The organism is Acetobacter sp. A11-2, from assembly GCF_040208445.1.
Lineage (GTDB): Bacteria > Pseudomonadota > Alphaproteobacteria > Acetobacterales > Acetobacteraceae > Acetobacter > Acetobacter oryzoeni.
In genome coordinates, this window is the sequence record NZ_CP157843.1 from 1,400,573 (window position 1) to 1,422,998 (window position 22,426).

15 protein-coding genes are annotated in these 22,426 nt (G+C 55.4%); 2 read left to right on the plus strand and 13 right to left on the minus strand.

The window, feature by feature from the left end:
- Nucleotides 1-93: 93 nt before the first annotated feature.
- The 11 genes from rpoB to ABNV41_RS06785 all read right to left on the minus strand — a co-directional run bounded on the left by rpoB (nucleotide 94) and on the right by ABNV41_RS06785 (nucleotide 16,608).
- Nucleotides 94-4,266: a DNA-directed RNA polymerase subunit beta gene (gene rpoB, locus ABNV41_RS06735; RefSeq protein ID WP_050819559.1), complete on the minus strand. Its 4,173-nt coding sequence runs from the start codon at nucleotides 4,264-4,266 to the stop codon at nucleotides 94-96.
- Nucleotides 4,267-4,485: 219 nt separating this feature from the next.
- The gene (gene rplL / locus ABNV41_RS06740) at nucleotides 4,486-4,860 is read right to left on the minus strand and encodes a 50S ribosomal protein L7/L12 (protein WP_006116056.1); all 375 of its coding nucleotides are present in this window, start codon (nucleotides 4,858-4,860) and stop codon (nucleotides 4,486-4,488) included.
- A 100-nt stretch (nucleotides 4,861-4,960) separates the two neighbouring features.
- Complete coding sequence (gene rplJ, locus ABNV41_RS06745) at nucleotides 4,961-5,479, minus strand: 50S ribosomal protein L10 (RefSeq protein WP_050819558.1); 519 nt, start codon at nucleotides 5,477-5,479, stop codon at nucleotides 4,961-4,963.
- A 279-nt stretch (nucleotides 5,480-5,758) separates the two neighbouring features.
- The gene (gene rplA / locus ABNV41_RS06750; RefSeq protein ID WP_003622682.1) at nucleotides 5,759-6,451 is read right to left on the minus strand and encodes a 50S ribosomal protein L1; all 693 of its coding nucleotides are present in this window, start codon (nucleotides 6,449-6,451) and stop codon (nucleotides 5,759-5,761) included.
- A 6-nt stretch (nucleotides 6,452-6,457) separates the two neighbouring features.
- Nucleotides 6,458-6,892, minus strand: coding sequence for a 50S ribosomal protein L11 (gene rplK, locus ABNV41_RS06755; protein ID WP_003622680.1), 435 nt, complete (start codon nucleotides 6,890-6,892; stop codon nucleotides 6,458-6,460).
- Between the two features lie 104 nt (nucleotides 6,893-6,996).
- Entirely contained in the window at nucleotides 6,997-8,607 is a 1,611-nt protein-coding gene (locus ABNV41_RS06760; RefSeq protein WP_050819557.1) for an efflux transporter outer membrane subunit, read from the minus strand.
- A complete protein-coding gene (locus tag ABNV41_RS06765; RefSeq protein WP_050819556.1) occupies nucleotides 8,604-9,956 on the minus strand; it encodes an efflux RND transporter periplasmic adaptor subunit in 1,353 nt (450 codons plus the stop codon). Before ABNV41_RS06765 ends, ABNV41_RS06760 begins: the two co-directional genes overlap by 4 nt.
- Nucleotides 9,953-13,126 carry an efflux RND transporter permease subunit gene (locus ABNV41_RS06770; protein WP_050819555.1) on the minus strand — a complete coding sequence of 1,058 codons (3,174 nt, stop codon included), beginning with the start codon at nucleotides 13,124-13,126 and terminating at the stop codon, nucleotides 9,953-9,955. Before ABNV41_RS06770 ends, ABNV41_RS06765 begins: the two co-directional genes overlap by 4 nt.
- A gap of 97 nt (nucleotides 13,127-13,223) precedes the next feature.
- The gene (locus tag ABNV41_RS06775) at nucleotides 13,224-14,615 is read right to left on the minus strand and encodes an ATP-binding protein (protein WP_080986773.1); all 1,392 of its coding nucleotides are present in this window, start codon (nucleotides 14,613-14,615) and stop codon (nucleotides 13,224-13,226) included.
- Nucleotides 14,602-15,333: a response regulator transcription factor gene (locus ABNV41_RS06780; protein WP_050819554.1), complete on the minus strand. Its 732-nt coding sequence runs from the start codon at nucleotides 15,331-15,333 to the stop codon at nucleotides 14,602-14,604. Before ABNV41_RS06780 ends, ABNV41_RS06775 begins: the two co-directional genes overlap by 14 nt.
- A gap of 3 nt (nucleotides 15,334-15,336) precedes the next feature.
- Nucleotides 15,337-16,608: a DNA recombination protein RmuC gene (locus ABNV41_RS06785; RefSeq protein ID WP_050819553.1), complete on the minus strand. Its 1,272-nt coding sequence runs from the start codon at nucleotides 16,606-16,608 to the stop codon at nucleotides 15,337-15,339.
- A 236-nt stretch (nucleotides 16,609-16,844) separates the two neighbouring features.
- Between ABNV41_RS06785 and ABNV41_RS06790 the strand changes: the two genes are divergently transcribed.
- Together ABNV41_RS06790 and ABNV41_RS06795 are read left to right on the plus strand one after the other, a co-directional pair.
- Nucleotides 16,845-18,113 (plus strand): MFS transporter, encoded by a 1,269-nt coding sequence (locus ABNV41_RS06790; RefSeq protein ID WP_087651402.1) that lies wholly within the window; start codon nucleotides 16,845-16,847, stop codon nucleotides 18,111-18,113.
- A gap of 199 nt (nucleotides 18,114-18,312) precedes the next feature.
- Nucleotides 18,313-18,711 carry a hypothetical protein gene (locus ABNV41_RS06795; protein ID WP_050819551.1) on the plus strand — a complete coding sequence of 133 codons (399 nt, stop codon included), beginning with the start codon at nucleotides 18,313-18,315 and terminating at the stop codon, nucleotides 18,709-18,711.
- A gap of 39 nt (nucleotides 18,712-18,750) precedes the next feature.
- Here the strand turns inward: ABNV41_RS06795 and bcp are convergent, their stop codons facing one another.
- Together bcp and ABNV41_RS06805 are read right to left on the minus strand one after the other, a co-directional pair.
- Nucleotides 18,751-19,239 carry a thioredoxin-dependent thiol peroxidase gene (bcp, locus tag ABNV41_RS06800; RefSeq protein WP_050819550.1) on the minus strand — a complete coding sequence of 163 codons (489 nt, stop codon included), beginning with the start codon at nucleotides 19,237-19,239 and terminating at the stop codon, nucleotides 18,751-18,753.
- Nucleotides 19,240-19,319: 80 nt separating this feature from the next.
- A complete protein-coding gene (locus tag ABNV41_RS06805; protein WP_349935074.1) occupies nucleotides 19,320-22,397 on the minus strand; it encodes a bifunctional [glutamine synthetase] adenylyltransferase/[glutamine synthetase]-adenylyl-L-tyrosine phosphorylase in 3,078 nt (1,025 codons plus the stop codon).
- Between the last annotated feature and the right edge of the window lie 29 nt (nucleotides 22,398-22,426).

Genomic DNA, 22,426 nt, shown 5'->3' on the forward strand with positions numbered 1-22,426 from the left:
GTGCCGAAGCCCCCAGCGGGAAACGGGGAGCCGAGGTTTCTACCCCGGCCTCCCCTTTGAAATAAGAACGGATAGTGGTGGCGAAATTCACCGTCACTCGGCCCCCTGCTCCAGTTCCACGTTCAGACCCAGAGACTTCAGCTCCTTGATCAGAACGTTAAAGCTTTCCGGAATACCAGCCTCAAAATCATCCTGCTCACGCACGATGGATTCATAAACTTTGGTTCGGCCAGAAACGTCATCCGACTTCACAGTCAGCATTTCCTGCAGAGTGTAAGCTGCACCGTATGCTTCCAGCGCCCACACTTCCATTTCCCCAAAGCGCTGACCACCAAACTGCGCCTTACCACCCAGAGGCTGCTGTGTAACCAGCGAGTATGGGCCGATAGAACGTGCATGGATCTTGTCATCAACAAGATGGTGCAGCTTGAGCATGTAGATGTAACCGACCGTGGTTTTACGCTCGAACGGCTCACCTGTGCGTCCGTCAATCAGCTGAGACTGACCGGATTTATCAACACCAGCTTTTTCAAGCATGGCTTCAATATCCGGAATGGAAGCACCATCGAACACAGGCGTTGCAATCGGCACGCCTTTGCGCAGGTTATTGGCCAGTTCAACCAGCTCATCATTGCTCATATTTGCAATGTCTTCGCTGTAAACCTTATCCCCGTACACATCCTTCAGGCGATCCAGCAGTTCCTGACGTTTTTCGCCATTACGCTGGTATTCATCCACCATATCGCCAATGCCACGGCCAATTTTGGCACAAGCCCAGCCCAGATGGGTTTCCAGAATCTGCCCCACGTTCATACGTGAAGGCACACCCAGCGGGTTCAGCACCAGATCAACAGCCGTGCCATCTTCCAGGAACGGCATGTCTTCAACTGGCACAACGCGGGAAACCACACCCTTGTTACCATGACGACCGGCCATTTTATCCCCGGGCTGCAGCTTACGCTTAACAGCCACAAAAACCTTGACCATCTTCATCACGCCAGGTGGCAGTTCATCACCACGCTGCAGCTTTTCAACCTTGCTTTCAAAACGTGCCTGAATACGGGCAATAGCCGCATCAAATTCACGCCGCAGGGTTTCAAGCTCGGCCATTACACTGTCAGAGGCGACAACGATCTGGCGCCACGTAGCACGCGGGTGCTCATCCAGAACCGCATCAGTGATTTCGGTTCCAGAGCGAATGCCCTTGAACCCAGCACCAGCAACCTGACCCAGCAGTTTTTCACGTAGACGGCTATAGAAAGAGCGTTCCTGAATAGCGCGTTCATCGTCACGGTCTTTGGCCAGACGTTCGATTTCCGCACGTTCAATAGCCATAGCGCGTTCGTCTTTATCCACACCACGGCGGGAGAACACGCGCACATCAACGATTGTACCAGACGTGCCAGGCGGCAGACGCAAGGACGTATCACGCACATCGGAGGCTTTTTCACCAAAGATGGCACGCAGAAGTTTTTCTTCCGGTGTCATCGGGCTTTCACCCTTTGGCGTCACCTTACCGATCAGAATATCACCCGGATTAACTTCGGCACCTACGTAAACAATGCCAGCTTCGTCCAAGTTCCGCAGGGCTTCTTCACCCACATTCGGAATATCACGCGTAATTTCTTCCTGACCCAGCTTGGTATCACGCGCCATGACTTCGAATTCCTCGATATGGATCGAGGTGAAAACGTCATCCTTGGCAATCCGTTCGGAAATCAGGATGGAGTCTTCGAAGTTGTAGCCGTTCCAAGGCATAAACGCGACCAGCACGTTACGGCCCAGCGCCAGTTCACCCAGCTCCGTGGAAGGACCATCAGCAATAATATCACCGGCCCGCACATTGTCACCAACATGAACTAGCGGACGCTGGTTGATGCAGGTGGACTGGTTGGAGCGAGAATATTTGCGCAGACGGTAGATATCCACACCCTGCGTAGAACCTGCTGCGTTGGTTGCACGCACCACGATACGGGCACCGTCAATCTGGTCAACCACACCATCGCGCTTGGCGACAATTGTTGCACCGGAATCACGCGCCACAGCAGCTTCCATGCCTGTGCCAACCAGCGGCGCATCGGAACGCACCAGCGGCACAGCCTGACGCTGCATGTTGGAACCCATCAGTGCACGGTTCGCGTCATCGTTTTCCAGGAACGGAATAAGCGCCGCAGCAACAGACACCAACTGCTTGGGAGAAACGTCACACGCTGTAACTTCTGTTGGCGGAACCAGACGGAAATCACCGTTACGACGCACAGAGATCAGATCGCTTGTCAGCGCACCCTGATCGTTCACCTTGGCATCGGCCTGCGCAACAACCAGCTTTTCCTCTTCCATAGCGGAGAGGTACTTCCAGCCATCCTGCAGCACACCGTCTTTCACCAGACGGTAAGGCGTTTCAATAAAGCCGTATTTGTTCACTTTGGCATAGGTTGCCAAAGAGTTGATCAGACCAATGTTCGGGCCTTCCGGCGTTTCAATTGGGCAGATACGGCCGTAATGCGTTGGATGAACGTCACGCACTTCAAAGCCTGCACGCTCACGGGTCAAACCGCCCGGGCCAAGCGCTGAGAGGCGACGCTTATGCGTAACTTCAGACAGCGGGTTGGTCTGATCCATGAACTGGCTGAGCTGAGAAGAACCGAAGAACTCACGTACAGCAGCAGCAGCTGGTTTGGCATTGATCAAGTCATGCGGCATAACCGTATCAATATCCACAGAACCCATGCGTTCACGAATGGCACGTTCCATACGCAGCAGGCCAATGCGGTACTGATTTTCCATCAGCTCACCAACCGAGCGAACACGGCGGTTACCAAGGTTATCAATATCGTCAATCTGGCCGCGACCGTCTTTCAGGTCACACAGTGTTTTAATGGTGCGCAGAATGTCTTCTTTACGCAGCACGCGCACTGTGTCCGGCACATCCATGTCCAGACGCATGTTCATCTTCACGCGGCCAACGGCGGAAAGATCATAGCGGTCAGGATCAAAGAACAAGCCGTTCAGCATGGCTTCGGCGGTTTCAGCCGTTGGCGGCTCACCAGGGCGCATCACACGGTAGATATCAATCAGCGCTTCATCACGCGTGCTGTTTTTATCTACCGTAAGTGTATCACGGATCCACGGACCGTTAGCTGCATCAATCGCCAGCAGAGGAAGTTCCGTAATACCGGCTTCTTCCAAGGCAGCAAGACGTGCCTCGGTGATTTCTTCACCAGCCTCACCATAGATTTCGCCAGTCTGCATATTGACGATATCATGGGCAATGTAACGGCCAAGCAGATCGATTTCACCCACCAGCACTTCACGCGTTTTTTCCGCGATCTTGCGCACCATGCGGGCCGTCAGCTTGGTTTCGGCTTCCGCCACCACTTCACCGGTTTCTGCATCCACCAGCGGTGCCAGCAGCTTGAGACCACGGAAGGAGTCCGCATCAAACGGACGGGCCCAGCCTTTAGGTGTTTTTATGAATGTGACAGCATTATAGAAATAGGCGAGGATTTCATTGGCATCCATCCCCTTGATTTCCATAGAGTCAACATCGCCGCCTTCAGCTGCTTTCGCTTTGCGTGCAGCTTCAGATGCGGCGCCTTCAAGCGCATACAGCAGCGTGGTAACAGGCAGCTTACGCTTACGGTCAATACGAACGTAAAGCAGATCTTTGGCGTCAAACTCAAAGTCCAGCCAAGAACCACGGTAAGGAATAACGCGCGCAGCAAACAGATATTTGCCAGAAGAATGCGTCTTACCTTTATCATGATCAAAGAACACACCGGGTGAACGGTGCATCTGGCTGACAATAACGCGCTCCGTACCGTTTACGATAAAGGTGCCGTTGTCTGTCATGAGCGGCATATCGCCCATATAAACCGGCTGTTCCTTAATATCGCGGATGGAACGAGACCCCGTATCTTCGTCCACATCCCATACGATCAGGCGCAAAATAACCTTCAGCGGTGCAGCATATGTCAGGCCACGCTGAATGCACTCTTCCACATCATACTTAGGCTCTTCAAATTCGTAGCTAACGAATTCCAGACGCCCCCGCCCCGCAAAATCGTTGATGGGGAAAACGGAACGGAATACCTCCTGCAAACCTGTTGGAGTACGCGCATCAGGCGATACATTTGCCTGAAGGAATGTCTCGTAAGACGCACGCTGCACGTCAATCAGGTTCGGCATCGGGGCGATTTCGGGAATCCGCCCGAAACTTTTGCGAATCCGCTTCCGTCCTGTGAACGATTTAGTGATTGCGTTCATCGTCGCTCCTGCCCCGCCCATTTATCTCGGACCATCATGCCCGTGGTCTTCCCGCGAGCCTGATGGTCCGACCTAATTTTGGTCTCAAGCCCATACCGGTTTTACCCGGCTCCTGTTTCAGATCAACCCGAAACAGGCAAACGGGCAGAGGCACAGCGCCCCCACCCGAAAACCTTTTTTCCCATTTCTCCGATGCCATGCATCAGAAATTTGGCAAACTTACTTGACTTCGACGGTTGCCCCGGCGTCTTCAAGAGCCTTTTTGATCTTGTCAGCTTCGTCCTTGCTGACACCTTCTTTAACGGTCTTCGGCGCACCTTCAACCAGGTCCTTAGCTTCTTTCAGGCCCAGACCGGTGATGCCGCGGATTTCCTTAATCACGTTGATCTTCTTGTCGCCAGCACTGGCCAGAACAACCGTGAATTCGGTCTTTTCTTCAGCCGGAGCAGCAGCAGCACCAGGTGCAGCAGCAGCAACTGCTACAGGAGCAGCAGCGGAAACGCCCCATTTTTCTTCGAGCAGCTTGGAAAGTTCAGCAGCTTCAAGAACGGTCAGAGCGGACAGTTCGTCAACAAGCTTAGCAAGATCAGCCATAGTTTGACTTCCTAATATAGATACTGGTTAGCAGAACGCAACCTTCAAGCACGAAGGCAGCGCAAAATTCTTGAACATTCCCTCATACAAGGGAATGAAATCAGGCAGCTTCACCCGTTTTGGCATAGGCCCCAAAAACACGTGCAAGCTGGCCTGCCGGCGCCTGAGTAACGCTGGCGATACGCGTAGCTGGCGTGGAGATAAGACCCACGAGCTGCGCGCGCAGCGCATCAAGAGACGGCAGCTCGGCCAGAGCCTTGATTCCATCGGCGTCAAGCACCTGAGAACCAAGAGAACCACCAAGCAGCACAAGCTTGTCATTTGTTTTGGCGAACTCAACGACAGCCTTAGCCACAGCCACAGGGTCTTCAGACCACGCAAGCGCGGTCGGGCCTTGCAGCATCGGTGCGATGCCGTTGAACTGGGTCCCATCCAGGGCGAGAGTTGCCAGCCGGTTTTTAGCGACCTTATAGTTCGCACCCGCTGCACGCACCTTACGCCGCAGTTCCGTCACAGCAGCCACAGTCAGCCCGTCATTACGGGTGACCACAACCATGGACGTCTGGGCGAAAACGGCGGCCAGAGAGGCGATAAAGGCCTTCTTTTCCGTACGGTTCAAATCCCGTCTCCGTCTTGTTCCATCAAGCTTGCGCCCAACAGAACGGGTTGCCCTTTAGGTTCCACCATACATAGCGGAACCCGCTCGCCTGTCCTTGAAACGGAATATCTGGCGTGCCGTAAATACGACCTGTAACCAGCATTCCCGTCTTACCGTTCGCCAACCCGAAGGTTGATTAAAACCGCAGTTGCGCACGGTCTCGGACAGGAAGAAGGAGCAGCCGTAACCACTCCTTCATGCGCCACGCCAACCCGAAAGCTGGCGCAGCGTCATTCTTTCTCAGCCAGCGAAGGCAGAGAGGTCCAGCTGAACGCCCGGGCCCATGGTGGAGGACAGAGCGCCCTTCTTCATGTAAGCACCTTTTGCGCCAGACGGACGGGCCTTCTGCACGGCATCAATAAATGCACGTACGTTTTCAGCCAGCTTGTCTTCGCTGAAGGAAGCCTTGCCAACACCAGCGTGCACGATACCGCTCTTTTCAGCGCGATATTCAACCTGACCAGACTTAGCCGCTTCAACAGCACCCTTTACGTTCATGGTCACGGTGCCCAGCTTGGGGTTCGGCATCAGCCCACGTGGGCCGAGGATCTTACCCAGACGACCCACCAGGGCCATCATGTCAGGCGTAGCAATGCAGCGGTCGAAGTTGATTTCGCCAGCCTGCACTTTTTCCATCAGGTCTTCTGCACCCACGATATCTGCACCAGCAGCCTGAGCTTCTTCAGCTTTCGGGCCACGTGCAAATACAGCAACGCGCAAGGTTTTGCCCGTGCCGTTCGGCAGGGAAACAAAGCCACGAACCATCTGGTCTGCATGACGCGGGTCAATACCCAGGTTCAGTGCAATTTCAACGGTTTCGTCAAACTTGGCTGTTGCATTGCTTTTTACCAGCGCAACAGCTTCATCAACACCGTAAGCTTTACCAGCTTCAACCTTGGCACGCGCAGCGGCGAGACGCTTGTTCTTTGCCATGATAGATTAGCCCTCCACCACATCGATGCCCATGGAGCGGGCAGAGCCGATCAGCATGCGCACTGCGCCATCCAGATCGTTTGCGTTCATGTCCTGCTGTTTCTGTTCAGCAATTTCACGAAGCTGGCTCATGGTCACCTTACCAACGCTGCCACCCTTACCAACTGTCTGGCTGCCTTTGGAAATCTTGGCGGCCTTGAGCAGGAAGTAGGTGTTCGGCGGGGTTTTGGTGATGAAGCTGAACGTACGGTCTGCATATGCGGTGATAACCACCGGAATCGGCATACCCGGCTCAAGACCCTGGGTCTTGGCGTTAAATGCCTTACAGAATTCCATGATGTTCAGACCGCGCTGACCCAGTGCCGGACCAACCGGCGGGGAAGGATTAGCCTTACCAGCGGGGATCTGAAGTTTGATGTAGCCAACAACTTTTTTGGCCATATCCGGGACTCCTCAAAATGAACCCGGACCGCGGTTCTTCCGATTCCGCACCACGCACAGGGCGCAGACAAGAATCTCCCGCGTTCCGATCAGAAGTGCCGCGCTTACCGGGGCGCTGGCCGTGTGTCAAGTGGTTGTGTGTTTTTCATGCCGCCCGTCAGATCATTGGAAACCGGATCTGTCTGGGTGCTAATGCCGCCCAGTGGCGCTGCATGGCGCAGGTTTTCATACTGTAAGGGCTTGAAAGGCATGATGGTTTCCTCACCATGCGGCAACTGGCTGCGAGACCACCCGCCCCCAAGGGCCCGCACAAGCTGCACACGTGCATCCACCTGCCGGGTTTGGGCCTGCACCAATGAAATGCGCGCGTTCAGTGCCGCCACCTGCGCCACTACAACATCCAGATAATTGGTAAGGCCGCCGGTATATAGCGCCATTGTCATGCCCTGCGTGCGCAAGGCGGCATCTACGGCGTTGCTTTCCTGCTTTACCTGCGTTTTCAAACGATTGGTGCGCGTGAGGTTATCTTCCACTTCCTGAAAGGCATCCAGCACCGTGGCACGGTAAAGATCTTCCGTTTGCCGATAGCCCGACCACGTGCGCTGCAATTCTGCACGCCGCAAACCACCCTGGAATAACGGCAGCACGGCTTGCGCCCCAAACTGGTACATAGCGTTGTACAATGAGGCTAGATCGAACCCGTTATCCATAAAGCCTGTCATGGCGTTAAATGTAACGTGCGGATAAAACGCCGCGCGGGAAACACCAATGGCCCTATTAGCCTGAGCCATACGCCGTTCTGCCGCGGCAATATCTGGCCGGCGTTCCAGCAAGGTAGAGGGCAGCGCCACGGGTGGTTCTTTATCCGCAAATGTCAGCTTGGTAACCGGCGCGATATGGAACGAGGCCGGGGCCTGATTGACCAGCACGGCAATGGCATGTTCCATCACATCGCGCTGGGTACGAATATCTGTTTCCTGCGCCTGTGTTGTGTAAAGCTGGGCTTCTGCGCGGGAGACATCCATGCCCGGCGCAATAGCTCCGGCCAAACGCATGCGCGTAACCTGCACGGCTGTTTGGTAATACCGGATGGAATCCTTGTACACAGCATCCTGCGCATCTAACCCGCGCAGAATAACGTAATCCGACGCCAGTTCGGCCTGTAGGCTCAAGCGTGCCGAGGCGTAATTTGCGGCGTTTTCCTGCACGCCCTGCTTGGCCATACGAATACGGTTACGGATGGCAGACCAGAAATCCGGCTCCCACGTGGCTGTGGCTGAATACTGCTCGGACGACATATACATCGGCCCGGTTGCCCCAGCCCCACGCCAAAGCCTGTGTTGCGAGCCTTTATATTTTTCCCCGCTCGCAGCCCCGTTTAACTGCGGATAGAGGTGAGATTTAGCCTCCGCCGCCATATCGCGCGATTGCATAAACGCCTCAGCCTGCGCCTGCAAATCCGGGTTCAGGCGCATGGCCTGATCTTCTAACTGGTTCAGCACCGGATCACCCAGCATTGTCCACCAATCTGGGCGAATGGCATCATCCGATGGATGCGCTGGCTTCATCACCCCCTGCCCGCTCCAGTTATCGGGCAGCACAAATTGCGCGGGCTTGTAACGCGGGGCCATATCACACCCAGCCAAGGCTGATGTGGCCACCCCCACCAACAAAATATGCGTAACGTGACGCGGCAGAATGTTTCCCTTCCTCATGGGCGGGCCCCGGCTTCAGATGCATCTGCACTGTCATCGGGCATCGCGCGGGTATCATCGCCTTCCTCCTGTTCGGAGGATTTTGTGGGGGAAACTGGCTTTTGGGGTTCCTGCTTTTTGGCCGCAGGCGGTGTGCTGGGCATGTTATAGCCAGGAGTGCCTTTAACAATGCGCACCTCCTGCCCATCCAGCAGACCAGCAGAGGGGTTATTGATAACCCGATCCGTTTTTTTCACACCGCGCAGAATCTGCACCGTTGTGCCGAAATTGGTGCCCAGCGTGACACTGACAAGATGCACGTGGTTGGTATCGTCCACCAGCGCAACCTGTGTGCCTTCCGCCCTGAACACAATGGCGCCCAGCGGCAGAATTAGCTCATCCGTATCACCGGGGGCATGGAACGTGGCTGTGGCGTAGGAATTGGGCCAGAGCTCTCCTGATTTATTATCCAGTGTCAGTTCTGTGGTGACGGTACGGGTAGAGGCATTAAAAGCCGAAGCTGTGGCCAAAAAATGTGCCCGGAATGTGCGTTCAGGATATTGCGGGATACTTAAATCTGCCTCCAGCCGAGGGGAGATAATATCTGCATAATCCTGCGGCACGGCCACAAACACACGCATGGCATGCACGTCTGCCACACTAAACAGCTCAGTGGCATTGCCGTGGGCATCTACATCCCCTCGCCCAGCGTTGACGTAATCTCCCACATCCGCCAAGCGCGATGTGACGACACCATCAAACGGCGCAACAATCTTTTTGAACGCCTCCAACGCAGCATAACGCTCTACATCATGCTGGGCAGCTTCCACCTCGGCCTTCTGGGCCTCGGCATTGGCGGCCTGCACGTCCACTTCCTGCTGAGAAACAGCTTGCGTGCCCTGCAGGGCCTTCCAGCGTTTTGCTGTAATCTGGGCTAGCTTGTACCGCGCCAGCGCCACATTCAGGTTGGCTTTGGCAGCGGCAAACTGAGCATCCAGCCCCGGCGTATCAATTTCGGCCAGCACATCGCCCGCCTTCACCTTGGCGCCAAAGTCTTTGTACCACATTTTCACATAGCCAGAGACCTGCGCATAAATGGGCGCCTGATACCATGCGGCTATATTGGCTGGCAGGGAAAGCGTGCGTTCATCTGGCCCCGGCTGGGGAAAGATAACCTGCACGGATGGAATAGCGTTATGTGCCGTTTCGTGCGCCAGATTAACATACTGCGTGTGGCGCTGAACAATACCCACCACTGCCAGCAGGATAGCAACCCCGCCAACAGCCACAAACCCGATCTTGCGTTTACGTGTGCTGCCAGCCGGCGTGGGAGATTGAGGCCCTGAAGCGTCTGGATGCTCTTGGGTCATGCGGCAGCTTCCTCTTGTTCGGTTTCATGCGGTTTTTTACGTGTGTGCAGCATGGCAAATACGCAGGGCACGAACAGCAGCGTGGCAACAGTTGCCACCATCAGGCCGCCCATAACCGCCTTACCCAAGGGTGCGTTTTGCGAATTACTTAAAGACATGGGCAACATGCCAATAATCATGGCGGAGGCTGTCATCAGCACGGGGCGAATACGCTCAAACCCGGCTTCCAGCGCGGCCTTAATGGCATCACCGTGCTCTTCCAGCCGTTCACGCGCAAAGGCCACCACCAAAATGGCGTTGGCCGTGGCCGTGCCCATGCACATAATGGCCCCTGTAAGTGCTGGCACAGAAAGCGTGGTGTGCGTCAGAAACAGGCTCCATGAAATACCAGCCAGCGCACCGGGCAATGCGGTGATAATAATGAACGGGTCCAACCAGGACTGAAAGTTCACCACAATCAGCAGGTAAACCAGCAGCACGGACATGGCCAAGCCACCCAGCAACTGCACATAGGCACTGTTCATGGTGACAGCCTGCCCCAGCACGCTGAGGGAGGAACCATGCGGCAGATTTCCCTGAGCCTCATCTACAATACGCGCCACCTCGCGCGAAACGGTGCCAAGATCTATCCCTTCGTTTGTGGCGTAAATATCAAACACCGGCATGATGTTGTAATGCGCCACCTCCGCCGGGGTGCCGATCTGGTCGATCTTGCTCAGCCCACCCAGAATCTGCGGGTCTTGGCCAGATGGGTTCCCATCTCCTTTATCAACAGGCGTGATTTCCAGATCATTCATGGTCTGGAGGAAGGGGGCTGGCGTTTGAATATCAATCAGATGCGAGACACCTGTTTTTGTATCCAGCCAATACACCTGCCCGACCTGAGAACTGCCGGACAGAGAAACCAGCGCGTTATTGGCCACATCGGATTCTGTAATGCCGGTGCCCAACGCATAGGTGCGGCGGGTATTTACCATCAGGGTTGGCGTTGTCATGGGCTGTTGCACAAACACGTCTGTCAGGCCCGTAACATGGCGCAGGCGTTCTGCCAGACGGTTTGCAAAACGGAAGTTTTCCGACAGGTTGCGCCCAACCACCTGCACATCAATAGGAGATGGCAGACCGAAGTTCAGGATTTTGGCTGTCAGATCCCCCGGCAGGAAGGAGAACTGCGTGCCGGGGAACTTCATGTTGAGGTTATGACGCAAAAGCCGCCGATATTCCGCCACAGGGGATGCCGGATTTTTAAGCGAAACCGTAATATCGCAATCCTGCGTGCCCACGGTTGGCGTTGGAATATAAGCCTGATTCAGCGGGCTGAATGGTAGGCCGCAGTTATCAACCAGCCCTTCCACCTGCCCCGGCAGTGTGCGTTCGATCTCATCATTCACCAACTGAGAAATCTTGCCGGATTCCTCCAGCCTTGTGCCAATAGGCGCACGCATATGCAGGGCAATGGCATCGGAGTTTACTTCGGGGAAGAAATCCTGCCCCACAAAGAACAGCAGCCCCAGAGAGCCAAGCGAGCACAGCACAAACACCGGTACAAAAGTGCCACGCGTTGCCACCAGATGCGAAAGCAGTTCGTGATAGCGATGCCGGAACTGCTCAAACTTGCGCTCAAACCCACGCTGAAAGCGGCCAAAAATGGTTTTGGGTTCCTGCGGGCCATGTGCATGGGCTGCCACCTGTGCCGCCAGCATGTACTTGGCCATGGTGGGCACCAGTGTTCGGGACAGGATGAAAGAGGCGATCATGGCAAAAATGATGGCTTCTGCCATTGGCATGAACAGCCAGCCTGCAACGCCCGTCAGCTGGAACAGCGGCATCCACACAATACAAATGCACATGGTGGACACAAAGGTGGGAATAACAATCTGGTTGGCGGCATCAATAATGGCCGTTTCCAGATCCTTCTCCATCTCAAGGTGTGCATCGATATTTTCGATCATCACCGTGGCATCATCCACCAAAATACCCACGGCCAGCGCCAAGCCACCCAGTGTCATGACGTTGATGGTCTGCCCAGCCCAGCCCAGCCCGATAACAGAGCACAGCATGGCCAGCGGAATGGAGGTGGCAATAATAACGGTGGAACGCCAGGAGCCCAGAAACAGCAGCACCACAAGCCCGGTCAGGCAGGCGGCTGTCAGCATTTCGCGCACCACGTCCTGCACGGATTCCTTCACGAAGGTGGAGGCATCATTCAGGATCTTGATGCTCACACCTTCGGGCAGGGTTTTTACAATGCCCGGCAGCAGCTTTTTAACCCCCGCCACAACATCCAGCGTAGAGGCATCACCGCTTTTCATAATAACGATCAGAACGCCCTGCTGCCCTTTAACCAGCACAAGGTTGGTTTGTGGCGGCCCACCTGCATGCACCCATGCCACATCCTGCAAGCGCACCACGGCATCCCCCACCTGTTTGATGGGGATCATGTTCAGCTCTTCCATGTTTTTGGGAGAGGCGTTGGTCTGAACCATCCAGTCAAACGGGCCAATGCGCTGGTCACCCGCTGGCAGCACAATGTTCTGGCTGTTCAGCGCGCGTGAGACATCTACCGGAGAAAGCCGGTGCGCCAGCAGTTTCACCGGGTCCAGATCCACCATGATATTGCCCGGCTGCCCCCCGTAAGGGTTGGGAATGGCAGCCCCCGCCACAGAAACAAGCGCCGGGCGGATAAGGTTGGAGGACATGTCGTAAATCTGTGAGGCCGTCATGGAGGTGGAAGACACCTGCAACGTCACAACCGGCACAGAGGACGCGTTATAAGCCAGCACCAGCGGTGGCGTAGAGCCTGTGGGCATCTGCTTGATAACTGTCTGCGATACCGAGGTAATCTGGGTTTGCGCCACAGATGTATCCGTACCGGGCTGGAAGTAGATCTTCACAATCCCGCGGCCGTAATACGACTGGCTCTCGATATGCTCGATATTATTTACGGTCGCGGTCAGGGCGCGCTCGTAATAATACACCACGCGGCCAGACATATCCTCGGGCATCAGGCCCGTATACGTCCACACCACCGCCACAACAGGAATACGAATGCTGGGAAATACGTCTGTAGGCGTGTTGAATATCCCCCTGATTCCGAACACCAGAATCAGGATGGAAAGCACCACAAACGTATACGGCTTTTTAAGCGCGGTAACGACAATTTCGTTCATGCGCTCCAACCTTGCACGGTTAGAGACGCTGCATTGCAGACAGGCAGATTTGACATGGTTTTATCGTTACATACATATCTGCGGCCCGCCAACATCATTACGTGCAATCTTCAACCTTTTGTAAAAAAGCGGATGGAAAGGTAATTCTGAAACAGGTGCCAACACCCTGCGCCCCTGTTTCAATGGTAAGGTGGGCTTCGTGCAGATGCGCAATGGCACACACAAGGCTAAGCCCCAACCCGCTACCCGGCACATGGCGGCTTTTGTCCGACCGATAAAAGCGTGAAAGCACTGCTTCTCTTTCTGTCGGGGCAATACCTACACCCGTATCCATAACAAACAGGGTTGCCGCCCCGTTGATACGCTGTGAACCCAAAACAATGCGCCCACCTTCTGGTGTGAATTTGATGGCGTTATCAACCAGATTGGCCAAAAGCTCGATCAACAAGTGCCGGTCTCCCCATACAAAGCAGGGGGCTTCACCCTCCTTTGCAACCAGCACTTTATCTTCCATTTCAGCTATGGGTTCATACAAATCAAATACGTCTGCCACCAGATCGGCTAAAAGAACCTGCCCAAAGCCCGCTTTTCTGCGGCTATTCTCTATTTCTGCAATGCGCAATAATGCTGTGATAATACCCAGACACTGGTCCAGATCATCCACCGCCCGCCCTACCGCGGCCTCTAACGCTACCGGGTCTGTGCCTGCAGAAAGGGCGCGCTCCAATCTGGCACGCACGCGGGAAAGAGGGGTGCGCAAATCATGCGCAATATCGTTTCCCACCTCCCGCATATCGTCCATCAGCCGCTCCAGCCGGTCCAACATGCGGTTCACACTGCCTGCCAGGCGCTCCAGATCATCCCGCTCCTTGGCGGCGGGCAGACGTTCATGGATATCACCGGCCATAATGCGGTCTATGGCTTCGTGCATTTCCTTTACGCGGGAAAGTGCACGGTGGCTGAGCACAATTCCCAGAAACAGCGCGAACACAAAAGTGGGAATAGCCGCCACCAACATGGTGTGGCGCAGCATGAGCTTTTGTTCGGAAAGCAGATGGAAACTGCGCCCCAACACCAGAATGGTGCCATCTGGCAGTGTTTCTGCCAGCACACGCAAGGGGTACGAATCCCCTTCTTCGGGGTAGATTTCTACGTTATGGGGCTTGCCATCAGCCTTCAACCCCTTTGGCCATGTGCGCAGATCCCCAGCAATAAGGGCATGGCCAGAATCAAACAGCCCGGCACTGTTAATGATAAGCCGCAGATCATCCGTGGCGCGGCGGCGAATCACATATTCCAGATGTTCGGGAGACATCTGGGCCAGCAGTTCGGCCTCACCTTTCAGCAACTCGGTGGAACGGCGAGATTCCACAGCCTCAAGCTGCGCGTAAACCAAGCCAAACTGCATGACCATCACCCCCGCCATGGCGGCCAGCGCCATAAGGGTGATACGGAAGGTAGCTGTGCGAAAAAGCTCAGTCAGGAACACGCAGCCGGAATCCCGTTCCGCGAATACTCTCGATCAACGGTTCCTCTCCCGGCCCATCAATTTTCCGCCGCAGCTTGCCGATATGCACATCCACCAGATTGGTGCGTGGAATAAACCGATACTGCCACACATCTTCCAGCAACATGGACCGTGTAAGCACCTGCCCCGGCCTGCGCATAAGGTATTCAAGCAAGCGGAATTCACGCGGCAGCAGCTCAATTTCCCGCCCATCGCGCCAGACACGGCGTTCTATCAAGTCCATATCAATTGGGCCCAGATGCAGCTTGGTGCTGCGCGTATCATCCGGCCGGCGCAACAGGGCCTCTATACGGGCCACCAGCTCTTCTATGGCAAAAGGCTTGGTAAGATAATCATCCCCACCCGCCTTAAGGCCGGTTACCCGATCATCCACCGCAGAAAGGGCCGAAAGCACCAGAACAGGCAGGCGTATGCCCTGCTGGCGCATGGTTTCTATAACGCTCAAACCATCCAGACCGGGCAAAAGACGATCCACCACCATAACATCGGCCTCCAGCCTCAAGGCGGCTTCCAGCCCGGCATCTCCTGTGGCTTCATGCAGCACCTTAAAACCGCGGGCTGTCAGTTCAGCTGCAATTTCTTCGGCTATGGTGCCATCATCTTCTACCAGAAGCACCGTTTTCCCATTGGGTGAGAAAAAATCGGTATCTTCCTTGAGCATATCTGCTGTTCCATTCATCTGTTACCCTGATGCCGTCCCATTTGAATCAACACCAGTAAATTCAATTTCAGACTCTTCTGTTCCGGCGGCATTGTCTTCCGGTTCATCCAGTTCACGCAACTTGCGGCTGACCGAACGTGTACGCCTGCGGGCTTCCTCGATAGAAAAGGACATAGCCTGTGCATTGCGCGCCAGTTTATCCAGCACGCCATCCATCTTGATCATTTCCTGCCGCGTGGCCCCCAGCAGGCGCGCTATGGTTTCTGTCCGCTCTTCCAGCGCAAGTGTAACGTACCCCAAATGGATCGTGCGCAACATGGCTGGCATAAGGGCAGGCCCCATAACCATAACCCGAAACTGCCGCCCCAGATCATCAATAAGCCCCGGCATACGTGCCACTTCTGTATATAACCCATCTGTGGGCAGATATAGTACCGCAAACTCCACCGTTTTAGGCGGGTGAATATATTTGCTGGAAATCTTGCGCGCCTCTAGCCGCATGGTGTTTTCCAGAGATTTGCGAGCGGCCTTTTCTGCTGCTGTATCGCCTTCATCTGCAGCATTTAACAACCGCTCATAGGCTTCTGTGGGAAACTTGCTATCTACTGGCAACAAGGGCGGCGTGCTGGATTTAACCGGCATGCGTATGGCAAATTCCACCACGTCATTCCCGTTACCAATCCGCACATTGCTTTCATACGTACCGGGCGGCAGCACATCATCCAGAATGGCGCGTAGCTGGGCTTCCCCCCAGCCGCCACGGGTTTTGACATTGCTGAACAGGCGTTTGAGGTCTCCTATCTGGCCTGTCATGGCCCTTACCTCACCCATGGCCTTCTGCATGGCAGAAAACTGCTCCAGCACACGCTGGAACGATGTTTGCATCTGCTGCTCTACAGCTTCGTGCAACTGTTCCGTAACGGCACGGCGGATAGAGGCAAGCTGCTGGGCAGATGTATCTGCCAGATTACGCAGGGCTTCGGCCTGTGCAGCGCGGGCTTCCGCCTGTTCTCGGCCCAGCCCTCCGGCCAGCGCGCCAAGCTGTTCCGCCAACTCCGTGCGCATGCGTTCAATGCGTCCACCCATGGCGCGTTCCATTTCCACCATGCTGTTGCGCTGGGCCGCAATATCAGAACGCGCAGTTGCGGCCTCCCGCTCTACCAGAACATACAACCGCGCCAGCAGGTCTGCATCCGTGCCACCACCGGATTTAGGGCGTAGCAAAATGGTAAGGCCCGCCCCAAGCAACAGGGCGCACACAGCAACACTCAAAAGAACAATTATGGAACTCATGCCTCGTTTTGTCTTATGTCCGCAGCAAGAGCAAGCGCCAGAAACGCATAGATTGCCCACCAGAACAGCTTTATCGCGGCACCGTAATGACAATCGACCACAGGCAGTGGTATGACCTGCCCCTTCGCCTGCCCTGCGTGCAGAACATGCGCTGCGTGGCAGGCCATTCAAAACATGTCACTCAGGTGGCGGGTTTAAATAACACCGTGCCTTTTCCAGACAGGAGAACAATAAGAGTGAACACGGCACAGCGCATTCGCGGCATTGTGGCAGGTTCCGCAGGTAACCTGCTGGAATATTTTGATTGGTATGTTTATTCCTCTTTTACCATTTACTTTGCGCATGCCTTTTTCCCGCACGGAAATCCTACCGTAGAACTGTTAAATGCAGCCGCAGTATTTGCTGTGGGTTTTTTCATGCGCCCTGTGGGCGGGTGGCTTTTGGGCATGGCGGCGGATCGATATGGCCGGCGCAGTGCGCTCACCATTTCCGTGCTCACTATGTGTTTAGGGTCCTTGGCCATTGCCGTGTGCCCGACTTATGACCAGATCGGCCTTGCCGCCCCGCTGCTACTGTTAATTGCGCGCCTGCTGCAAGGCCTGAGCCTTGGTGGCGAATACGGGGCATCTGCCACCTATCTGGCAGAAGTGGCTACACCGGAACATCGCGGATTCTGGTCTGGCTTTTTGTATGTCACGCTGGTTATGGGCCAGCTTTTAGCGCTTGTTCTGCTCCTGCTCATGCAATACGTGCTGCTGACACCACAGCAGATTGCAAGCTGGGGCTGGCGCGTGCCGTTTCTGATAGGTGCCTTGGGCGCTGTGCTGGTGTTCTGGCTGCGCCGCCAGATGACGGAAAGCGACAGCTTTAAAAGCGCACACACGGAAGAAGAAAAAGGCGGTATTCGCGTTCTTCTGCACCATTGGCGGGCAGTGCTAACAGTATGCGGCCTAACACTTGGGGGCACCGTAGCGTTTTATACCTACACCATTTACATGCAGAAATATCTGGCCAACACGCTGGGCTTTCCCAAGGAAACGGCAACCCTTATTTCTACCGCCAGTCTGGTTGTTTTTGCCGCCATGCAACCTGTTTTTGGCGCCATTTCCGATAAGATTGGCCGCAAGCCGCTGCTGTTGTTTTTTGGCTTTGGCGCCACTTTTGGCACCATTCCGCTACTGCATGTGCTTGCCACTGCTTCATCCCCATGGGTGGCGTTTGGCCTGATTGTTACGGCGCTGTTTATTGCGTCTGGCTACACATCCATTAACGCCATTGTTAAGGCAGAACTGTTTCCAACCCGTATTCGCGCTTTGGGGGTGGCTCTGCCTTATGCACTTACGGTTTCCATTTTTGGGGGCACCACGGAATATATTGCCCTGTGGTGCAAGCAGATCGGCCATGAAAGCTGGTTTGCCGGTTATGTTTCCATTTGCGCGGCGGTTACCCTGTTTACGGTTTTACGCCTGAAACTGGCAGACCGCATTACCACCCCAGCCCACTAAAACCTTGCACACGGCATACTGCTTACGTTGAATATGCAGTATGCCGATTATGAGCACTCCAAGTACGTGCCTTGGGGTTTCATAAAATAAGCATACAAAATAACGCCGCGGATACGCCTTTAATTTGCCATAAGACGCGCCATTATTTGAGATGAGACAAAGAACGCAGGTGTAATCCTGTTTCAAGGAGGCTCATTTCATGCGCCAGATAACCAAACTTCTGATGGCCCTGCCCGTTATTGCCGGTCTTGGCTTGGCAAGCGTGCCCGCGGCGCAGGCGCAACCCGGCCCACATATGATGGGCGGCCCCGGTTGGGGCGGTGGCCCGCGTGGCGGACCGGGTGGCCCCGGTTGGGGTGGCCCCAGAGGCGGCTATTATCATCATCGTGGCCCCGGTGGTGGTGCTATTGCCGGGGCTCTTATTGGCGGATTGGCCGTAGGGGCCTTGGCAGGCGCCACAATGGCTGGCGGGCCGCCGGTAGCGTACGCACCGCCTCCACCACCTCCGCCGCCAGCTTACGTGGTACCCGCCGTACCTGTTATGCCCGGCCCGGGTTATGGCTATTACGGCCCCCGTGGATATTACCAGACATGGTAATCTGCCAGACGATTACAGCTGAAGCCTGAAACCAAAAAATCAGGCGCTGCCCGCCAATGCGCGGGCAGCTTCTAGCACAGCTTCAACATGGCCTGGCACTTTCACCTTGGGCCAGATATGTGCAATTTTACCATCCGCCCCAATCAGGAAAGTTGTGCGCTCAATACCCATATACTGGCGGCCATAATTGGTTTTTTCCACCCACACGCCGTAGGCCTCTGTCACGCTGCCAGATTCATCTGATGCCAAGGAAAATGTCAGGTCATATTTGGCTGCAAAGGCATCCAGCTTTTTTACCGGATCGCGCGAAACGCCAATAACGGTCAGGCCGGCCTTATCAAAATCTTTCAGGGCCTCGTTAAATCCGCAGGCTTCCTTTGTGCATCCGGGTGTGTCTGCCTTGGGGTAGAAATACAGAACAAACGGCTTGCCCTTAAAATCTGCCAACGTCACCTTACGGCCACCGCTTGCTTCCATATCAAATGCCGGAGCAGCATCCCCTACCTTAAGCGTGTGTTTTTCCGTCATGCTTGGTTTCCTTCTTTTAAAATCTCTTACGCCAGATTGAACGTGCAGGATCAGCAAGCTGTTCCGGCTCCAAGCCCTGCTTATTCCACCGAGCCAACCAGCCGGGCAAAAACTGCATGCACATCACGCGCCAGAATGTTTGCCTTTTCAATCAGATCCGGCAGGGTTTCCAGTTTCATGGCTTTCAGCAGCACGTTTAACGATGCCGGGGCCAGATCTCGCTCCAGATCAACAGGCGGCGTTGCCCCACACAGCAGCCGCAACACGGCCTGAAGCTGACGCCAGAACAACTCGGCCTGCTTTAAGAACTGGGCATCTTCCGCACTCAGCAAGCCTGCCTTTTCCAGCCGCCCCAACGCCAAACGCGTGCTTACATCCCGCACAGCACTCTTTGCGCCAATCAGCTGATAAATCTGGGCAATAAACTCCACATCTATCAGCCCACCCAGCCGCCGTTTTACATCCCATACAGAAGATGCTGGCAGGTCTCGCGCCAAACGTGCGCGCATGGCGCAGGCATCTTTCAGCAGTGTTGCGCGAGATGCTGGCTGGGCGCGCAAACGGCCATCCAGAATGGCCTCCAGATCTTGCCGTAAAACACGCTTCAATTCTACTGGAGCCGCTACAATACGCGCACGGGTGAGAGCCATACACTCCCATGTCCATGCGGATTCTGTGTGATAACGCAAAAAAGCGGGGCGTGAGACAGCAACCGGCCCCGCTGCCCCAGAGGGACGCAAACGCATATCTACCGCGTATAAGGGCCCTTCTGGCCCCGGAGCTGTCAGCGCGGCAATAAAGGCATGGGCAAGCCGCGTGTAATACTGCGCCACCCCTACAGACCGTGGGGCAGAAAATAGCGGGCGCTCTGCTTTTGTATCCGCCTGCGGCACCTCGCTGGCCTGCACATCTTCGGGGTGATCAAACACCATCAGCAAATCAAGGTCCGACCGCGGCATCATCTCGCGCGAGCCAGCTTTGCCGAGTGCCACAATGGCCATGCCACCACCCGGAACATGCCCGTAGCGGCGCGCGTGCTCAACCTCCACCGCATGTTTCACAATGGTGATAATGGTATCTGCCAGCACCGTGCGCTGCTTTTCGGCCTCGTTTTCCGTCATGCGGCCTTCCAGCAAGGCAACGGAGAGGCGGAACTCCTCACCACGCAAAAGCGGGCGCAGAGCTGTTACCAGCTCTTCAACATCTGCCATTTCCTCCGCCAGATGCTGAAGGCGCGCCACAACCGTGCGCCCTTCCTCTGGCTCGGATTCCAACAACCCTTCCAACGCAGAGGGCTTGTCTGCTAAATAATCTGCCAGAAAAACCGAGGCATCAAAGATATTGGCAATACGGTCCACCAACGCCGGATTGCGTTCAAACAGGGAAAGAAGCTGCACCCCGGCGTGTTGCCGCGCCAGCAAGGCATCAAACCGGCGTAAACAGGCCAGCGGATTGCTACGTGCGCCAAAACTGGCCAGCAATGTTGGCAACAACACACGCAACAACGCATGTGCACGTTCAGACCTTAGCGCTCGCAAACCATTACCGCGCCAACGGGTGAGCACCTGTGTGGCTTCCTCCACCTGTTCGGGCGGGAAGCCGTGCTTTTGCAACAGTTCTGCCGTTTGCCCATCTTCCGGGCCGGGCACCAGCACACTGCCTTCCACTTCTTCCGGCTGGGCGGAATGCAACACAAAATGGCGCTCAAAAATACGCCGTGCCTCACGCATACGGGGCAACATATCCAGCGCCAGAACTTCGGCGTCTGGATAATTCATGAAGATGGCAAAAGCCTCAAACCCTTCCCGCGTTTCTGGCAGACTGTGGGTTTGGTGGTCGGCCCGCATTTGCAAGCGGTGCTCTGCATCACGCAAAAAGCGATAGGTGCGGGCCAGAACCTCGGCTTCTTCCCGTGGCAGACGGCCTGAACCTACAAGTTTTTTGAGCGCACCAAAGGTGGTTTTGTCCCGCAATGCAGGCTCTCGCCCACCCCAGACAAGCTGCATGGCCTGCGCGATAAATTCAATTTCACGAATACCGCCCTGTCCCAGCTTGAGGTTATGGCCCAGCAGCCATTCTATGCTGGCGGAAGGATCTGCCAGCACGGCATCCGGCAGGGTACTTAAATCTGTGCGGCCCGCCTTACGGTAACGGTCAATCCGGGCTTTCATGTCATGCAGATCATCAATCAGCGCAAAATCCAGATGTCTGCGCCAGATGAATGGCCGAATAGCCGCCAGAAAACGCCGCCCCAGCGTAAGATCCCCCGCCACGGGGCGCGCTTTTGTCATGGCCGCGCGCTCCCACGTTTGGCCAAGGCTTTCATAATACAGAGTGGCCGCCTGCACTGTTACAGCCGGAGGGGTGGAGGATGGATCAGGCCGTAATCTTAAATCTGTGCGAAAAACGTATCCATTGGCATCTCGTGCTTCCATCAGGCTGACAAGATCGCTAGTCATACGCACGAACACACGCCGCACTGTGTCCGACTGAGGGTACGCTGTGGGATCATACAGCACCATCAGGTCTATATCGGATGAAAAATTCAGCTCCCGCGCGCCCAGCTTGCCCATGGCCAGAATTACAAAGCCGCAGCCCTGCGCGGGCTGTTCCGGGTTTGGTAAAGCCAGCTGCCCAGCCTGAAAGGCACACCACAGCAAATGCCTGACAGCCAGATCCAGCGCGGTATCAGCCAGACGGCTAAGGGCATGCGTAACTTCTTCCAAAGACCAGAAGCCGCCCAGATCCGCCACAGCGCAAATAAAAGCTATGCGTTTTTTTGTGTGCCGCAAAAAAGCAGCGACACACTCTCGCCCCGATGTTGTGTCAAACTCCGCGCATGTTGCAAACGCATCCTGCACACAAATGTCCGGCCCCTGTTCCAGCAGGGCTGCAAAGGCCAGAACATCTTCACGCGCCAGATCAGCCAGATACGGGCTGTTGCCCCCAAGGCAGGCCAGCAGTTCCCGCGCGCCAGGCTGTATCATGACGGATTCTGCAATGCCCGCTTCCTGCGCCAAGGCCAGCATATCCTGCGTAAACAGTTCGGCCGCACGTTTATCAGCCGGGGCGGGCCAGTCTGCATCTGGCCACATGCGGGAACCATGCCCTCTAGGTTGCCTTACGTCTCGAAAAAGGGAATGGTCTGCCTGCGTCATGATCTGGCCCGTGCTGTGAACAATAAAGG